Origin of the sequence: Cyanobium sp. WKJ7-Wakatipu, assembly GCF_024345355.1 — a bacterium.
Lineage (GTDB): Bacteria > Cyanobacteriota > Cyanobacteriia > PCC-6307 > Cyanobiaceae > Cyanobium_A > Cyanobium_A usitatum.
Genome location: NZ_JAGQAY010000008.1, coordinates 32,992 through 48,219, shown reverse-complemented (window position 1 = coordinate 48,219; position 15,228 = coordinate 32,992). Strand labels below are relative to the sequence as shown.

Genomic DNA, 15,228 nt, shown 5'->3' with positions numbered 1-15,228 from the left:
CCTGCAACGCTGGTTCGGATTCTGGTCGGCGCAGCCTTCCCCCGGATTGCAATGCCCCCGCTTCGGCCCTTAACCCAGGGGTCTCGCCACATCCGGGAATGCAACAAGAACAGCGCGGTCTTCCGTGACCAGCGGCACCCCCAGTTGCTGCGCAGCAGCCACAAACTCGCAGTCGTAGGCACTGCAGCGGCTGCTGTGAGCCAGCTGCAAAACCTGTTCGGACCCCACGGGTTCGTCCTGACCGGCCAGCAGCGCCTCTGCTCGTTGCATCAGTGCCACGGCCTGAGAGAGCAGGAGTAGGTCACGCCGTAGGTAAGTGGTGAGCACATTCCGCCACTCACGGCGCCAGAGCGGCGGTGCTGCCCAGCGGGGTTGATCGAGCAACAGAGCTTCTGCCAACTTTGTTTTGGGCCCTGGCAGCAGCAGATAGGCCAGGACGTTGGTGTCGACAACAATCAAGGCCGACCTTCGCGCTTGAAGGCATCGATCTCAGCCGGATCAAAGCTGTGCTGAGCCAGGCTGTCGCGCAGGGTCCGAATCTCTCCTAGCTGCTGCTCTGCGGCCAAGTGGTCATGGCCTAGTCCGGCCTCCAGGCAAACGATCGCTTCATTGTTCAGGCTGCGCCGGTGCCGCTTGGCCGCCGCGGCGAGCCGGGCATGAAGCGCCTCGGGCAGGTTTTTGAGTGTGATGGTTTTGGCCACGGCAGCCAGTGATCTCAAGGCGATACAACCATTATGGATCCGTTCTGGACCCTTGCAGGCCGTGGTTCTGGATCGCCGTGCGTCGTCCAGCGATGCTCGTGTGCTGGAAGCGCTGCTGCCGGCCGCTGGCTTCTTAGGCTTACAAGATCTGATAGCGCCACCGGTGACAAGCACCGTCTCTCCCAGCTCCGCAGCCAGCGGCGTCGATCCAGCGGCCCTGGAGCGCGCAGCCCGCCCCAACAGCCTGGGCCGCTACGGCCAGTTCGGCGGCCAGTACGTGCCCGAAACCCTGATTCCCGCTCTTGCGGAGCTGGAGCAGGCCGCGGCTGAGGCCTGGAAGGATCCGGCCTTCACCGACCGGCTCAACCACCTGCTGCGCACCTATGTGGGGCGCCCCAATCCCCTCTATGAGGCCGAGCGGCTCACGGAGCACTACCGCCGGCCCGAGGGCGGCCCGCGCATCTGGCTGAAGCGGGAAGACCTCAATCACACCGGCGCCCACAAGATCAACAACGCCCTAGGGCAGGCGCTGCTGGCCCTGCGCATGGGCAAAAAGCGGATCATTGCCGAAACAGGAGCTGGCCAGCACGGCGTGGCCACCGCCACCGTGTGCGCCCGCTTCGGGCTGGAGTGCGTCGTTTACATGGGCGCCGAGGACATGCGCCGTCAAGCCCTCAATGTGTTCCGCATGCGGCTGCTGGGGGCAACGGTGCAACCTGTGACTGCCGGCACTGCCACCCTCAAGGACGCCACCAGTGAGGCGATCCGCGACTGGGTCACCAACGTGGAGAGCACCCACTACATCCTCGGTTCGGTGGCGGGCCCCCACCCCTACCCGATGCTGGTGCGCGATTTCCACGCCGTGATCGGCGAGGAAACCAAGCGCCAGTGCCACGAGGCCTTTGGCCGCTTGCCCGACGTGCTGGTGGCCTGCGTGGGCGGTGGCTCCAACGCCATGGGCCTGTTCCATCCCTTCGTGCAGGACACGGCCGTGCGCCTAGTGGGGGTGGAGGCCGCCGGCGATGGCGTGGCCACTGGCCGCCATGCCGCCACCATCACCGAGGGCCGCGTTGGGGTGCTGCACGGCGCCATGAGCCTCCTGCTGCAGGACGAGGAGGGCCAGGTGCAGGAGGCCCACTCGATCAGCGCCGGCCTCGATTACCCCGGCGTGGGCCCCGAGCACAGCTACCTCAAAACCATCGGCCGGGCCGAATACGGCGCCGTGACAGACACCGAGGCGCTGGACGCCCTGCAGCTTCTGTGCCGGCTGGAGGGCATCATCCCGGCCCTGGAAACGGCCCACGCCTTCGCCTGGCTGGAGAAGCTCTGCCCCACCCTGGCCCCCGGCACCGAGGTGGTGCTCAACCTCTCAGGCCGCGGCGATAAGGACGTGAACACCGTGGCAGAGAAGCTCGGCGACAAGATGGGGGGCTGATCCCAGCCCGCTCTGGCATCAGCCCAGGACTGGGAAGTCGAAACGATTGCCGAAAAGTGAAAAGAGCACCTGCCATAGGTTGGGGTGCTCCTTGATCTCATCGGCTGCCTCGCTCTCAATTGTTTGCAGCTGATCGGGGCTCAGCTCGAGGCCGGTGGCAAGACGGGTCAGGATCTCGCGCTCTTGCTCGCAGATGAATTCATCATCCTGCTGGTGTCTTGAGGCGGAAGCCACCATCACGGCGGTTTTCATGGCCAGTTCCCGTTGCTCCGGATTTATAAAAGCTGCCAGCTCCTCGATGCAGGAGGGATCAGATAATTAATCTTCCCAATTAATAATTTTGGCCTGAAGTTTGTATTGTTTGCTCAGAGAGTCCAGGAGGTTCTCTTCTTCAAGAGATACCCCGCCATCTGCAAGGGCAACCAGATTGAGAATTCTCAGGATCACTCCTGCTGATTGGAGGTCCATTAACTGGTTGAGCTGAAGTTTGAAATCAGTTTATCGGCTTTGGCTGTGGAAATAATCCGCGCTGGGATTGATCGCCAACGGCCCGATCTAGCGCAAAAGCCTTTCCAGCGCCTGGGCCACCGAGCCCACGGCGGCTCGGGCCGTGGCATAGGCCATGCGCATCGGCCCCACCAAGGCCACCTGGCCCACGCCGCCGTCGCCGCTGCGGTAATTGGCCTGCACCACGGCGCACTGGTGCAGGGCCCGGTGGGGATGCTCGGCGCCGATCCAAATGCCCGGCTGGGGTAGGAGCTGTTGGGGCGCATCCTCCACCAGCTCCACTAAGGGGCGCAGGCTGAGGGTCTGGCTAAATTCCGGCTGGGCAAGCAGGCCAGCGAGGCCCATGGCTACAGCGCCCTCGCCCTCCAGCTGGCGCGACTGCCCATGACTAGCCAGCGCTTGGCGCAGCACGGCGCCGCTGCTGGTCAGGTGGGAGGGCAGGGCGGACCAGTCGATGCTGCCGCCCTCCAGTTGGACCGCGACCCAGCGCTCCAGGGACGCCAGTTCCGCTACTGCAAGGCAGGGCAGCCGCAAGTTGAGGCTGCTGGCTGTGGAGCCCCCCTCCACCAGGAACACCAGCAGGCGTTCACCACTGGCCACCAGTCGTAGGGCCTGCAGCTGGGACTGCTGGCGTTGGGGCCTGGTGATCAGGCTGAGCAGGCCCGTGAGATCTGCCAGGCGCCGGCTCAGATGCAGCAGCAGATCGTCGAGGGCTGCCCACTGCAGGCTGAGTCCGGTGAGTTCGCGCTCCAGCTGCAGGGCGGCCGCGCCTGGTGCGGGCAGCAGCTGGTCAACGTAGGTGCGGTAGCCCTGCTGGCTGGGGATTCGGCCAGCGGAGGGGTGGGGCTGGGTGAGCAGGCCACGCTGCTCCAGCGCCCCCATGGCTGAGCGCACCGTTGCCGGGCTGGCCTGCAGGCCAAAACGGCGCACCAGGGTCTGGCTGCCCACCGGCTCCATCGTGTCGACGTAGTGGCGCACGGCGAGCTGCAGTACTTCCTGCTGCCGGGCGGGCAAGGGCCTGGGTGAGGCGGACTGCAAGCGGGCGCCGCTGGAGAGATTCGATCGTACGCAGCCCCGCGGGTGTCAGTAGCGGGGTACGGCCGGATCGACCTCCACACTCCAGGCGTCGATGCCCCCTTGCACATTCCAGACGGCATCAAAGCCGTGTTCCTGCATCAGCCAGCAGCCCAGATGCCAGCTGCGCACGCCGGCGTGGCACAGCACGGCCACAGGGCGGTCGCGGTCGAGCAGCTGGTTGAGTTGGCCAATCCACTCGTTAGATCGGCCCAGGGGCAGATGCACCACGGCATGGGGCAGGCGGGCCAATTCCAGTTCGGTTTCTTCGCGCACGTCCACCAGCTGGATCGCCTCGCCCCGCTCCAGCCGCTCTTGCAGGTCGCGGGCCCGGATTGTCTGCGGTGTCGTCTCGATAGGTGCCATGGCGGGCAGACGGGGTGGCTTGGGGTCAAGATGGACCCATCCTGCGTGGGGCGCATGAAGGCCCGCCCGTTTTTGGCGGTCGTGCTGGCGGTGGCATTGCTGTTGCTGAGCCTGGCGGTGGGTGGCTGGTGGTTGGTGCTGCAGCACTCCCCCCTGCAACTTCAGCACCAGCAGCTGGTGTCGCCCCGGGCGGCCCGCTTTGTGCCCCGTCAAGCCGCCCTGAGTCTCTATTTGCTCAGCGATGGCGAGCAGCCGGTGGGCTACGCCAGGGCGGTGGCTCCCCCCCGCCAGCGGCGCCAGGCGGCTGAGGCGGTCGCAGGTCTTAGGGATGGTGCTTTCGCCGCCGCCGGCCTCGACTATCCCGGCGAGCTGGCCCCTTGGTTGGGCCGCGAACTCGGCTTTGCCCTACTGGCCTCAGAGCCCGGGGCGGCGCCCGATGGCTGGTTGCTGGCCCTGCGCAGTCGCGACGCTGACGGCGCCCGCCGCTTTCTGCAGCGCTTCTGGCAGACCCGCAGTCTTGCTGGCACCGACCTGCAGATCAGCAGCTATCGTGGCATGGGCTTGATCAGTGGCCGTGGTGCTCTGGTGGGCACCAGCCCGGTGCCAATAGCTACGGCGCTGATCGACGACGACCTGGTGTTGATCGCGTCGGGCCGGGGGGTGCTGGAGCAGGCCCTCGACGTCTCCCAGATTGATGAGCTCAACCAAGCGGCCAGCCCCCGCTTTAAGCAGGCGGTTCAACGCCTTGACCAGGGGGCGCTGCTGCTAACAGCCCGTCCAGAAACCCTGGGGCCCTGGTTGGGGTTGCCGGGTGAGTTCACGGCGCCTGGGGTCGTGCAGGAGCTGGTGGCCAGCCTGCGCCCCGACAACCGCTCCTTGGAGCTGGATGCCCTTCTGCAGTTCGCTGCAGATGCCGCAGTGCCGGCTCCCTCTGCGGATGGCATTGGGGAAATTGACTCCACGGGAGCCGCTCTACTAGCGGCCCTGCAGGGCCGCTCAGAGAGCTTGGCCCTGGTACAGCGCCCCGCCGCTTGGCCGGCCTACTGGCAGCCCCTGCTGGCGGCAGTGCTGCAGGCCGAGCCGGGATCGTTCCCGGCCCTGGTGACTGCCGCCGCCGATGGCCCGCTGCTGCGCAGTGAGGCAACTCAGGGCTGGCTGCTCGGCACTGGCGCCGACCAACCGCAGCCGGAGGCCCTCGCTGGGGTGCTGGCCGTCGAGGGATTGATCGCCGCGCCGCTGCCGGTGGAAGGCGATCCCGATCTGCGGGTGTGGACCAGGCTGGAGGCTGGCCAGGCTGGAGGCCGATTCGCCCGCGGCGATGCCAACCAGCTGCAGGCCAGCCTGGAGGGCGCCCGCTCCAGCCAGGGCCGCCTGGCCTGGTGGGGTCAGACCCTCACGGTGCTGCAGGAGCAGCGTGACTCCCGCAAGCCGCCCCGGCTGCGGCTGGAGCAGCTCGCCGGCCTCGATCTACCCCAGGCTCCCCTGCAGTGGGCTATGGCGGCGGGCCGGGCCCAGCCCTTGCTGCAGCGCTGGAGCACCTGGCAGCTTTTGTCCGCCCTGGCCGGCCAGCCCCTGGCCCCGGCCGTGCAGAGCCTGAGCCTGGGCTGGGAAGCGCAGCCTGATGCCAACCTGCACCTCAAGGCCCGCCTTGAATTCGGTTGATGGCTAGAGCTGAGCGCGAACCGGTTGAGAGTGAACTGGTTGCGAGTGAACCAGTCGAGCGCGAACTGCTGCTCTGGCGCCATGGCATCGCCGAAGATCGCCACCCCGATCGCCCTGATCAGGAGCGGGCCCTTACGGCTCAAGGCCGTCAGCGCACTGCGGCCGTGGCGGCGGAGTTGTGCCGCTTGCAGCTCCACTGTGATCGCCTGCTGAGCAGCCCCCTGCGGCGGGCGCTGCAGACCGCTGAAATTGGCGTGGCGGCTGGTCTAGCGCCGGCGCTGGAGTTGGAGGATCGCCTGGCGCCGGGTGGTGATCGGCTGCCGCTGCTCCAGGAGGGCACTTGGCAGCGCCTTGGCCTGGTGGGCCATGAGCCAGACCTGGGCGAGCTGGCCTCGAGCTTGCTGGGGTTGCCGGCGGGCACAATTTCTCTGCGCAAGGCAGGCATCGTGCTGCTGCGCCTGGGCCCAACCGGGGCCAGCCTGGAGGCCCTAATTGGCCCACGGTTGCTGCGGCTACGGCGGGATGGCCAGCGGCAGCCGTAAGTTCGCCTTAGTGAGTGCGGTGGAGAAGCTTGGTAGTAACAGGAGCGGCTACCCCAGCCCCATTTCGGCCGGGTTTGGAAGGGGTGCCGGCTACCCAGTCGTCGATCTGCGACATCGATGGCCAGCGGGGGGTGCTCACCTATCGCGGTTACCCCGTAGACCAGCTGGCATCCAGCAGCTCCTTCCTGGAGACGGCCTACCTACTGATCTGGGGCGAGCTACCCACTACTGAGCAGCTGCAGGAGTTTGAGCAGGAGGTGCAGATGCACCGCCGGGTCAGCTTCCGCATTCGGGACATGATGAAGTGCTTCCCCTCCGGGGGGCATCCGATGGATGCGCTGCAGAGCAGCGCCGCCTCCCTGGGCCTTTTTTATTCCCGTCGAGCCCTAGACAACCCCGAATACATCGTTTCGGCGGTGGTGCGGCTGATCGCCAAGATCCCCACGATGGTGGCGGCCTTCCAGCTGATCAGGAAGGGTCAAGATCCGATCCAGCCCCGCGACGACCTGGCCTACGCCGCCAATTTTCTCTACATGCTCACGGAGCGGGAGCCCGATCCGCTGGCGGCCCGCATCTTTGACGCTTGTCTGATCCTGCACGCTGAGCACAGCCTCAACGCCAGTACTTTCAGCGCCCGGGTGACGGCCAGCACCCTCACCGACCCCTATGCCGTGGTGGCGTCAGCGGTTGGCACCCTGGCGGGCCCCCTGCACGGCGGTGCCAATGAAGATGTGCTGGAGATGCTCGGCCAGATCGGCAGCCCAGATCAGGTGGCGCCCTGGCTGGATCGGGCGATTGCCGGCAAGCAAAAAATCATGGGTTTTGGCCACCGGGAATACAAGGTCAAGGACCCCCGGGCTGTGATTCTCCAAACCCTGGCGGAGCAGCTCTTCGACCAGTTCGGTCACGATCCGATGTACGACCTAGCCCGCAAGCTGGAGGAGGTCGCGGCCGAGCGCCTGGGGCCTAAGGGAATTTTCCCCAACGTCGACTTCTATTCAGGCCTGGTGTACCGCAAGCTCGGCATCCCTGAAGACCTCTTCACGCCCATTTTTGCTATCGCCCGCACGGCTGGCTGGCTGGCCCATTGGAAGGAGCAGCTGGGGGCTAATCGCATCTACCGGCCCTCCCAGATCTATACCGGTCAGCCCTCCCGTGACTGGCAACCCGTGGGGGCCCGCTAAGTTGCCCTCATCTGAGCTGCCGCCATGCTGACCACTACGGCTCCGGGCCTGGATCTAGAGGCCAGTTTTGAGCAGGCCCTGCAGGGCTTCGGCCTTAGTCCTGCCGCCGCCCACCTGTTGTGGCTACCCCTGCCCATGGTGCTGGTGCTGGTGGCGGCCGTGGTGGGCGTGCTGGTCAACGTCTGGCTGGAGCGCAAGATCTCAGCAGCGGTGCAGCAGCGCATCGGTCCTGAATATGCCGGCGCCCTCGGCGTTCTCCAGCCGATGGCCGATGGCCTCAAGCTGGTGTTTAAGGAAGACATCATTCCGGCCCGGGCTGACGGCCTGCTGTTCACGCTCGGCCCAGTGCTGGTGCTGATTCCGGTGATCCTCAGCTGGTTGGTGGTGCCCTTCGGCCAGCACCTGCTGATCAGCAATGTGGGGATCGGTATTTTCCTTTGGATCTCCCTGAGCAGCATTCAGCCGATCGGCCTGCTGATGAGCGGCTACGCCTCCAACAACAAGTATTCGCTGCTGGGCGGTCTGCGGGCGGCGGCCCAGTCGATCAGCTACGAGATTCCCCTGGCCCTGGCTGTGCTGGCCGTGGTGATGATGAGCAACTCGCTCAGCACCGTTGACATCGTCAACCAGCAGACCGGCGCTGGCATCCTCAGCTGGAACATCTGGCGTCAGCCGGTGGGCTTCGTGATCTTCTGGATCTGCGCCCTGGCCGAATGTGAGCGCCTGCCTTTCGACCTCCCCGAGGCGGAAGAGGAGCTGGTGGCTGGCTACCAGACCGAGTATTCGGGCATGAAGTTCGCCCTCTTCTATCTGGGAAGCTACATCAACCTGGTGCTCTCGGCCCTGCTGGTGTCGGTGCTTTACCTAGGCGGCTGGGGGTTCCCCATCCCCGTTGAGTGGCTGGCCAGCTGGCTGCACCAGCCGATCGATGCACCCTTAGTGCAGCTGATCACCGGCTCCGTAGGCATCGTCATGACGGTGCTCAAGGCCTACCTGCTGGTGTTTCTGGCGATCCTGCTGCGCTGGACCACGCCTCGGGTGCGCATCGACCAGCTGCTCGATCTGGGCTGGAAGTTTCTGCTGCCGATTGCCCTGGTCAACCTGCTGATCACGGCAGCGCTCAAGCTTGCCTTCCCGGCTGTGTTTGGCGGCTGACCGCGCCTGAACCCAGCTTTTCTCCAGACCAGCCATCATGGGCTGACCCACTCAGACCGCCTCCCCCCAGAGCCAACTCCATGTTCGGGTTTCTCAAGAAAGTCGGTGACTACACCCGCGATGCGGTGGGTGCGGCCAACTACCTGACCCAGGGTCTGGCGGTGACCTTTGATCACCTGCGGCGTCGGCCGATCACCGTTCAGTACCCCTACGAGAAGCTGATCCCCTCGGAGCGCTATCGGGGCCGTATCCACTATGAATTCGACAAGTGCATCGCCTGTGAGGTGTGTGTGCGGGTCTGCCCGATCAACCTGCCGGTGGTGGATTGGGTGATGAACAAAGCCACCAAGAAAAAGGAGCTGCGCAACTACTCGATTGACTTCGGGGTGTGCATTTTCTGTGGCAACTGCGTGGAGTACTGCCCCACCAACTGCCTGTCGATGACCGAGGAATACGAGCTGGCAGCTTTTGATCGCCACAGCCTCAACTTCGACAACATCGCCCTTGGTCGCCTGCCTACCAGTGTCACCAGCGATCCGGCCGTAGTTCCCCTGCGTGAGTTGGTCTACCTGCCCAAGGGAGTACTCGATCCTCACGATGTGCCGGATACGGCGCCGCGGGTGGGCAAACTGCCCGAGCAGGTGCTCGAATCCCTGCCTAGCGGAGACGCGTCATGACTATCTCCTCCATTACCCAGCTGATCTGCTTCGTTGCTCTCTCCGCCACCTTGGTGCTGGGAGCCCTCGGGGTGGTGTTGCTGCCCAACATTGTTTATTCGGCCTTCCTGCTGGGCGGAGTATTTCTTTCGGTGGCGGGTCTCTACCTGCTGCTAAATGCCAGTTTCGTGGCAGCGGCCCAAGTGCTCGTCTATGTGGGCGCCGTCAACGTGCTGATCCTGTTCGCGATCATGCTCGTCAATAAAAAGGAAAATCTGGCGGCCATTCCCGGGCTTGGTCTGCGGCGTCTGCTCTCCGGCGCTGTCTGCGGTGGCTTGTTTTTGCTGCTGATTCGGGTGGCCTTCACTACCCCTTGGCCCCTACCTGGCCCAGAACCCGTGGGCGAGGAGGCCACGATTCGCATTGGCGAGCACCTCTTCAGTGACTATCTCCTGCCCTTTGAGCTGGCTTCGGTGCTGCTGCTGATGTCGATGATCGGCGCCATCGTTTTGGCCCGCCGCGATGTGCTCAGCAGCGATGTGATCACAGGTGAGGCAGTCGATCAGGGCCTGATCGAGAAGGAGCGCACCCCCCTGTTGCTGGAAAACTCTCCTCGCTAGCGGGCGTTTCAGCGCCCTCTCAGCCTCACTGCCACCCTCATCATTGCCACCGCCATCATTGCCACCGCCATGGAGTTCACCATCCCCACCACCATCCCCCTGCAGGCCTACCTGGCCCTGGCGGCGGTGTTGTTTTGCACCGGTGTCTGGGGATTGATCAACAGCCGCAATGCTGTGCGCGTGTTGATGAGCATTGAGCTGATGCTTAATGCCGTCAACATCAACCTGATGGCTTTCTCCAACTATCTCGATGGCCAGCTGATCCGCGGCCAAGTGTTTGCCATCTTCGTGATCACCGTGGCCGCGGCTGAGGCGGCCGTTGGTCTGGCGATCCTGCTCTCCCTTTATCGCAACCGCGAAACGGTTGATATGGAGCGCTTCAACCTGTTGCGCTGGTAGCCGGTCCTTTAGCGATGCGGCTTGAGCGGGTCTGGCTGATTTCTAGGTCTGGCAGCCAGGCGGCCCACCGCCAGGCCAAGCGCTGCGCAGAAGATCTGGCGGCCCAGGGAGTGCATGTGGTGGTGGCCTCAAGTGGCCTGGCTCGCAATCCCTTTCCCGGTTTGCTGGCCACGGAAGCCGAGCTGCCCGATCTAGCCCTGGTGCTGGGGGGCGATGGCACCGTGCTCGGTGCGGCCCGCCATCTGGCCCCCCTCGATGTGCCGATCCTCAGTTTCAACGTGGGCGGCCACCTCGGCTTTCTCACCCACGATCGTCGTCTGCTGCGCCTGAGCACCGACGCCCTCAAGAGCGAGGAGGAGAGCCTCTGGGACCGGCTGCGTCAAGACCGCTTTGCCCTGGAGCGGCGCATGATGTTGCAGGCCCATATCGACCGGGGCGACGGCGTTGATGGCTCAGAAATTGCCCATCTGGCTCTCAACGACTTCTATTTCCGGCCCTGCCTCGATGAGGTGTCCCCCACCTGCGTGCTGGAGCTGGAGATCGATGGTGAGGTAGTGGATCAATACCGCGGCGACGGACTGATCATCGCCACTCCCACCGGCTCTACTGGCTACGCCATGGCTGCCGGTGGGCCGATCCTGCACCCGGGCATCGAAGCGATCGTGGTTAATCCGATCTGCCCGATGAGCCTCTCGAGCCGGGCCGTGGTGGTGCCGCCCAGGGCCCAGCTTTCGGTGTGGCCCCTGGGCGAAACCAGTCGCCGGGTCAAGCTTTGGAAAGATGGCGCCCACGCCACCGTGCTGGAACCAGGCGATCGGGCCCTGGTGGAGCGCAGCCCCCACCCGGCCCTGCAGGTGCTTCTTGAGCAAAGCCCCTCCTACTACCGCACTCTCACCCACAAGCTGCATTGGGCTGGCAGCCTCACCGCCATCGAGCCGTCCCACAACTAACCCCCCTGCCCCCCCGCCCCAAATCGCCCCATGGCCCTGGAAATTGAACGCCGCTTTCTGGTGCAGGGGCTGGACTGGCGCCGCCATATCTGCTGGCAAGCCCAGCTGCAGCAGGGCTACCTGGTGGCGAGCGCCGATGGCTTCACCGTGCGGGTGCGCCGTGCCAGAGGTGAAGAGGCCGTAGCCGGTGCCTGGCTCACCCTCAAGGCCCGCAGCGAGCAGCCTCTTGAAGCCCCGGGCCTGCTGCCGGAGGGATTGGTGCGCCAGGAATTCGAATACGCCATTCCAGAGGCGGATGCTGCTGCCCTGCTGGCGTTGGCGCCCCAGGGCCTTTGCAAAGTGCGCTATGGCCTTGATCTGCCAGGTGGGGAGTGGGTGCTCGACGTATTTGAGGGTGCGAATGCACCGCTGGTAGTAGCCGAGGTGGAACTGGAGCCACAGGGGCTGGAGCAAGGCCTGGCCCTCCAGCCGCCCGCCTGGTGCGGGCGTGAGCTAACCGGGCGCCATGAGCTAAGCAATGCGGCCCTGGCCCGCCGGCCCCTGGTTCTCTGGCCAGAAGCGGAGCGCTTGGCCCTGTTCGAGCCTGCAGCTAGCTAAGACTTGCCGGGTTCAATCGAGCAGCAGTTGAAGCCGTCACGGCAGATTTTGCCGTGGTCCATGGCCCAATTCAGCAGGGCTACCCGGTTCTTGGCGCCTGTTTTGGTGAAGACGTTGCTCACGTGGTTGTCCACGGTGCGCTTGCTGATCGTCAGCGATTCGGCGATCTCCTGGTTGGTTAGGCCCTTGGCCACCAATTCAATTATCTCAATTTCCCGCTCCGACAGCTCATGGCGTACCTGGCCGAGGGAGCCTCCCGTGGCGTGATTGGAATCCATGGGCCCAAGCCGAGCGCTTGCTAGCACTGTAGGCAGGGCGCTGTTCCATGATGGTCCTAAGTGGCGCGATTGGTTTGTTGCTTCAACGGGCCCTTGCTAGCGGGCAGCCAGCGCTCACCGCAGAGGTGATGCCACCTAGGGGAGGGGATCCCTCGCGCTCATTGGCGGCCGCAGGGTCCCTGCGGGGCTGGGTCCATGCGGTAAACGTCACTGATGGCAGCCGCGCCGTGATGCGCATGAGCAGCCTGGCCCTATGCCGCCTGCTGCTTGATGCCGGCATCGAGCCGGTGCTGCAGCTGGCCTGCCGCGATCGCAACCGCATTGCCCTGCAGGCCGAATTACTCGGTGCCCATGCCTTGGGCGTGCGCAACCTGCTCTGCCTCACCGGCGATCCCGTGCGGGCCGGCGACCAGCCCGGGGCCCGCCCGGTGAATGAGCTGGAGGCGGTGCGGTTGTTGCAGCTGGTACAGCACTTCAATGGCGGGCAGGATCCGGTGCAAGGTGAGCTGCCCGATGGACCCACCGACCTATTTGCCGGTGCAGCTGCCGATCCCCAGTCGGCTAGTTGGAGTGGTCTCAAGAGCCGGCTGCTGCGCAAGAAGCAGGCCGGTGCCCGCTTCATTCAAACCCAGATGGTGATGGACGCCGAAGCTCTCAAGCGCTTTGTTGGTGACCTCGCCGCACCGCTTGATCTGCCCGTGCTGGCGGGTGTGTTTTTACTCAAATCGGCCCGCAACGCCGCCTTCATCAACCGGGTGGTGCCCGGCGCCAACATTCCCCAGGCCGTGATCGACCGGCTGGCTGCGGCGCCAGATCCGGCGGCTGAGGGCGTAGCTATCGCCGCGGAACAGGTGGGCGCCTATCTCCAGATTGCCCAGGGGGTACATCTGATGGCCATTAAGGCTGAGGAGCGAATTCCGGCGATCCTGCAGCAGGCTGGCTTGAAGCCCCTAACGCTGGGCTAGTTGGAGTTGCTCAGGGCCAGATCGGTGCCCAGTAGTTCGGCCATCGCCTTCTGCTGCGGCGATGGCGACAACACATCCTGCCGGCGCACATCGGTGATCAGCCAGTCGAGGGCGGCCTCCTGTAGGTCGAAGTGGTCGCCGTTGCGGTCAACGCAGTAGCGGCCAAACACCAGTTTCTCCACCAGACGCACTCCAGCCCCGATGCGGGAGTAGTCAAAGATGATCGAGTTATCGATTGTGGCTCCTTCGCAGATGTGGCAATTGGGGCCAATCATCGCCGGGCCAATGATTGTGGCGCCATTTTCAATGCGAGTCATGCCGCCCACATAAATGGGGCCGGTGGTATTGATCTGATCCCAGTCAGCAGCCACGTTGAGGCCGGCAAATACCCCTGGCCGCACTTCCTTGCCAGGGATCTGCACCTGACGCACCTGACCCTGCAAAACGCTGCGGATTGCCTGCCAGTAATCCGGCACCTTGCCGATATCAACCCATTCAAACTCCATCGGCAGGGCGTAGAAAGCTGCGCCGGCCTGCACCAGTTTGGGAAATAGGTCGGAGCCGATATCGAAGGGCTGGTTGCTTGGCACAAAGTCGAGCACTTCTGGCTCGAAGATATAAATGCCGGTGTTGATCATGTCGCTGGCGGCCTCATCCACCGCCGGCTTTTCCTGGAAGGAACGCACCCTGCCGTCGTCGTCTGTGACGACTACGCCATAACTGCTCACCTGATCCTTGGGAACTCGCTTGGTGATCATGCTGGCCATGGCGCCCTTGGCCTTATGGCGACGTACCGCTTCGCACAGATCAAGGTCGATCAGGGCATCACCGCAAAGCACCACAAAGGTGTCGTCGAAGAAGCGCTGGAAATTCTGGATCTTCTTCAGCCCTCCTGCCGATCCCATCGCGTCGCCGATCAGCTCACCGTCTTCGATGCGGCCTTCAAAGCTGTAGGCGATTTCAACACCGAAGCGCTGACCATCGCGGAAGTAGTTCTCGATCTCCTCAGCCAGGTGAGAGACGTTCACCATGATTTCGGTGAACCCATGCTCCCGCAGCAGCTCCAGCAGAAACTCCATCACGGGTTTCTGCAGGATGGGGATCATCGGCTTGGGGATCGTGTGCGTAATGGGCCGCACCCGAGTTCCCTTGCCAGCAGCCAGGATCATCGCCTTCATGGGCGCCAGCTTAGACGTACTGCTCAAGCCGCCAGCGCCTGCTCCGACGCACTGATGGCTGGCACTAGGGGCAGTTGGCGGGTCTCGCCTGGATGGAGCAGGCGCCGCAGATGCAGAGGGCCAAACAGCCCGCCCTGCTGGTCGAGTTCCACCTTGCCCTGGTGGCAGAGAAACAACAGAGCCCAGAAAACCCCCACCCGGTCCCGGTCCAGCTCGGCGTCTGCAGCCTTGGCTTCCACGTGGGCAGCCCAGTCCTGCACCAGCTTGTTGAAGCCGGCCCAGTCGTGGGCTGGATCCCAGCTAAGTAAAAACTGGCTGAGAGCAGCGGTGGTTTCCGGCAACTTCTCGCGGTGCGCCAGGGCCGCCACCTGCTCAATCGCGGCCCTTTCGCTGTAGCGCTTAGGGCGGTGGCGCGGCCGAATCCGACCCTCGTCCGCTTCGAGTCGCTCGGCGATGTCCTCGAGCTGGCGGATCAATTCCCCCAGGGTCACCGGTCGTTGCAGGGGTGGCGGCGCTACGGGCCGGCGCCAGAGGTGCCTTTCCGGTCGCTGAGGCAGGGCCAGGGCGGGGTTCACCAGCCAGCCTTGGCCATCGGCATCGAAATCAAAGCCGATGTCGTCCTGGTCTGGAGCTTCCTGCGCAAAGGTGGCCGCTTCCAGCACCTCGGCTTTGAGGCTCACCAACACCGAGGCCGCCAAAAAGGCCTCACTGGTTTCAGCCAGGTCCTGTTCGTAGCTGCCGCCCCGGCTTGGAGCGTTTGCTACCACCAGGCGGGGCACCTCAATGCGCTGGCGCAGCTGGTCGAGAAAACCATCCACCACGGCGATCACGTCCACATCCCATGGGTCGATATCGCCCCGCTCTGCCGCATCCTGGAGCAGGCGTATGGCCAATCTTGCGCCTCCTTCAGCCAATGGTGCCCCGAGGCCTCCGCTGAGTCATTGGCCGCACGCTACCGG

The 15,228-nt window shown here is 64.4% G+C and carries 19 protein-coding genes; 11 read left to right on the top strand and 8 right to left on the bottom strand.

Features of this window, described 5'->3' with window-relative positions; translation table 11 throughout:
* Positions 1–69: 69 nt before the first annotated feature.
* Positions 70–459: a type II toxin-antitoxin system VapC family toxin gene (locus KBY83_RS06815; protein ID WP_255018872.1), complete on the bottom strand. Its 390-nt coding sequence runs from the start codon at positions 457–459 to the stop codon at positions 70–72.
* On the bottom strand, positions 456–701 hold the full coding sequence (locus tag KBY83_RS06810) for a FitA-like ribbon-helix-helix domain-containing protein (protein WP_255018871.1): 246 nt from the start codon (positions 699–701) through the stop codon (positions 456–458). The genes KBY83_RS06815 and KBY83_RS06810 overlap by 4 nt, the downstream gene beginning before the upstream one ends.
* Positions 702–864: 163 nt before the next feature.
* Between KBY83_RS06810 and trpB the strand changes: the two genes are divergently transcribed.
* Positions 865–2,136 (top strand): tryptophan synthase subunit beta, encoded by a 1,272-nt coding sequence (gene trpB / locus KBY83_RS06805; protein ID WP_255018928.1) that lies wholly within the window; start codon positions 865–867, stop codon positions 2,134–2,136.
* Between the two features lie 18 nt (positions 2,137–2,154).
* Here trpB and KBY83_RS06800 read toward each other — a convergent pair whose 3' ends face one another.
* The 3 genes from KBY83_RS06800 to KBY83_RS06790 all read right to left on the bottom strand — a co-directional run bounded on the left by KBY83_RS06800 (position 2,155) and on the right by KBY83_RS06790 (position 4,083).
* Positions 2,155–2,388, bottom strand: coding sequence for a hypothetical protein (locus KBY83_RS06800; protein ID WP_255018870.1), 234 nt, complete (start codon positions 2,386–2,388; stop codon positions 2,155–2,157).
* Between the two features lie 303 nt (positions 2,389–2,691).
* Entirely contained in the window at positions 2,692–3,600 is a 909-nt protein-coding gene (locus KBY83_RS06795; protein ID WP_255018926.1) for a heat-inducible transcriptional repressor HrcA, read from the bottom strand.
* A 126-nt stretch (positions 3,601–3,726) separates the two neighbouring features.
* Complete coding sequence (locus KBY83_RS06790; RefSeq protein ID WP_255018869.1) at positions 3,727–4,083, bottom strand: rhodanese-like domain-containing protein; 357 nt, start codon at positions 4,081–4,083, stop codon at positions 3,727–3,729.
* Positions 4,084–4,137: 54 nt separating this feature from the next.
* Here KBY83_RS06790 and KBY83_RS06785 point away from each other — a divergent pair, with 54 nt between their 5' ends.
* From KBY83_RS06785 to KBY83_RS06745, 9 genes are all read left to right on the top strand, one after another.
* Positions 4,138–5,745, top strand: coding sequence for a DUF3352 domain-containing protein (locus KBY83_RS06785; RefSeq protein ID WP_255018868.1), 1,608 nt, complete (start codon positions 4,138–4,140; stop codon positions 5,743–5,745).
* Positions 5,745–6,287, top strand: a complete 543-nt coding sequence (locus tag KBY83_RS06780; RefSeq protein ID WP_255018867.1) for a histidine phosphatase family protein — start codon at positions 5,745–5,747, stop codon at positions 6,285–6,287. The genes KBY83_RS06785 and KBY83_RS06780 overlap by 1 nt, the downstream gene beginning before the upstream one ends.
* A 14-nt stretch (positions 6,288–6,301) precedes the next feature.
* Entirely contained in the window at positions 6,302–7,471 is a 1,170-nt protein-coding gene (locus tag KBY83_RS06775) for a citrate synthase (protein ID WP_255018866.1), read from the top strand.
* A 24-nt stretch (positions 7,472–7,495) separates the two neighbouring features.
* A complete protein-coding gene (gene nuoH, locus KBY83_RS06770) occupies positions 7,496–8,626 on the top strand; it encodes an NADH-quinone oxidoreductase subunit NuoH (RefSeq protein WP_106632671.1) in 1,131 nt (376 codons plus the stop codon).
* 80 nt (positions 8,627–8,706) lie between these two features.
* Positions 8,707–9,303, top strand: coding sequence for an NAD(P)H-quinone oxidoreductase subunit I (gene ndhI / locus KBY83_RS06765; RefSeq protein WP_106632670.1), 597 nt, complete (start codon positions 8,707–8,709; stop codon positions 9,301–9,303).
* Positions 9,300–9,902, top strand: coding sequence for an NADH-quinone oxidoreductase subunit J (locus KBY83_RS06760; RefSeq protein WP_106632669.1), 603 nt, complete (start codon positions 9,300–9,302; stop codon positions 9,900–9,902). The genes ndhI and KBY83_RS06760 overlap by 4 nt, the downstream gene beginning before the upstream one ends.
* 69 nt (positions 9,903–9,971) lie before the next feature.
* Positions 9,972–10,301: an NADH-quinone oxidoreductase subunit NuoK gene (gene nuoK, locus KBY83_RS06755; protein WP_106632668.1), complete on the top strand. Its 330-nt coding sequence runs from the start codon at positions 9,972–9,974 to the stop codon at positions 10,299–10,301.
* Between the two features lie 14 nt (positions 10,302–10,315).
* Positions 10,316–11,251 carry an NAD(+) kinase gene (locus tag KBY83_RS06750; protein WP_255018865.1) on the top strand — a complete coding sequence of 312 codons (936 nt, stop codon included), beginning with the start codon at positions 10,316–10,318 and terminating at the stop codon, positions 11,249–11,251.
* 30 nt (positions 11,252–11,281) lie between these two features.
* The gene (locus KBY83_RS06745; protein ID WP_255018864.1) at positions 11,282–11,848 is read left to right on the top strand and encodes an adenylate cyclase; all 567 of its coding nucleotides are present in this window, start codon (positions 11,282–11,284) and stop codon (positions 11,846–11,848) included.
* Here the strand turns inward: KBY83_RS06745 and KBY83_RS06740 are convergent.
* Positions 11,845–12,126, bottom strand: coding sequence for a response regulator transcription factor (locus KBY83_RS06740; RefSeq protein WP_106632665.1), 282 nt, complete (start codon positions 12,124–12,126; stop codon positions 11,845–11,847). The genes KBY83_RS06745 and KBY83_RS06740 overlap by 4 nt on opposite strands.
* Before the next feature lie 50 nt (positions 12,127–12,176).
* Here KBY83_RS06740 and KBY83_RS06735 point away from each other — a divergent pair, with 50 nt between their 5' ends.
* Positions 12,177–13,091, top strand: a complete 915-nt coding sequence (locus tag KBY83_RS06735) for a methylenetetrahydrofolate reductase (protein ID WP_396093598.1) — start codon at positions 12,177–12,179, stop codon at positions 13,089–13,091.
* Here the strand turns inward: KBY83_RS06735 and KBY83_RS06730 are convergent.
* Both KBY83_RS06730 and KBY83_RS06725 read right to left on the bottom strand, forming a co-directional pair.
* Entirely contained in the window at positions 13,088–14,269 is a 1,182-nt protein-coding gene (locus tag KBY83_RS06730; protein ID WP_255018862.1) for an NDP-sugar synthase, read from the bottom strand. The genes KBY83_RS06735 and KBY83_RS06730 overlap by 4 nt on opposite strands.
* A 23-nt stretch (positions 14,270–14,292) precedes the next feature.
* Positions 14,293–15,183: a segregation/condensation protein A gene (locus tag KBY83_RS06725; protein WP_255018861.1), complete on the bottom strand. Its 891-nt coding sequence runs from the start codon at positions 15,181–15,183 to the stop codon at positions 14,293–14,295.
* Positions 15,184–15,228: the final 45 nt, after the last annotated feature.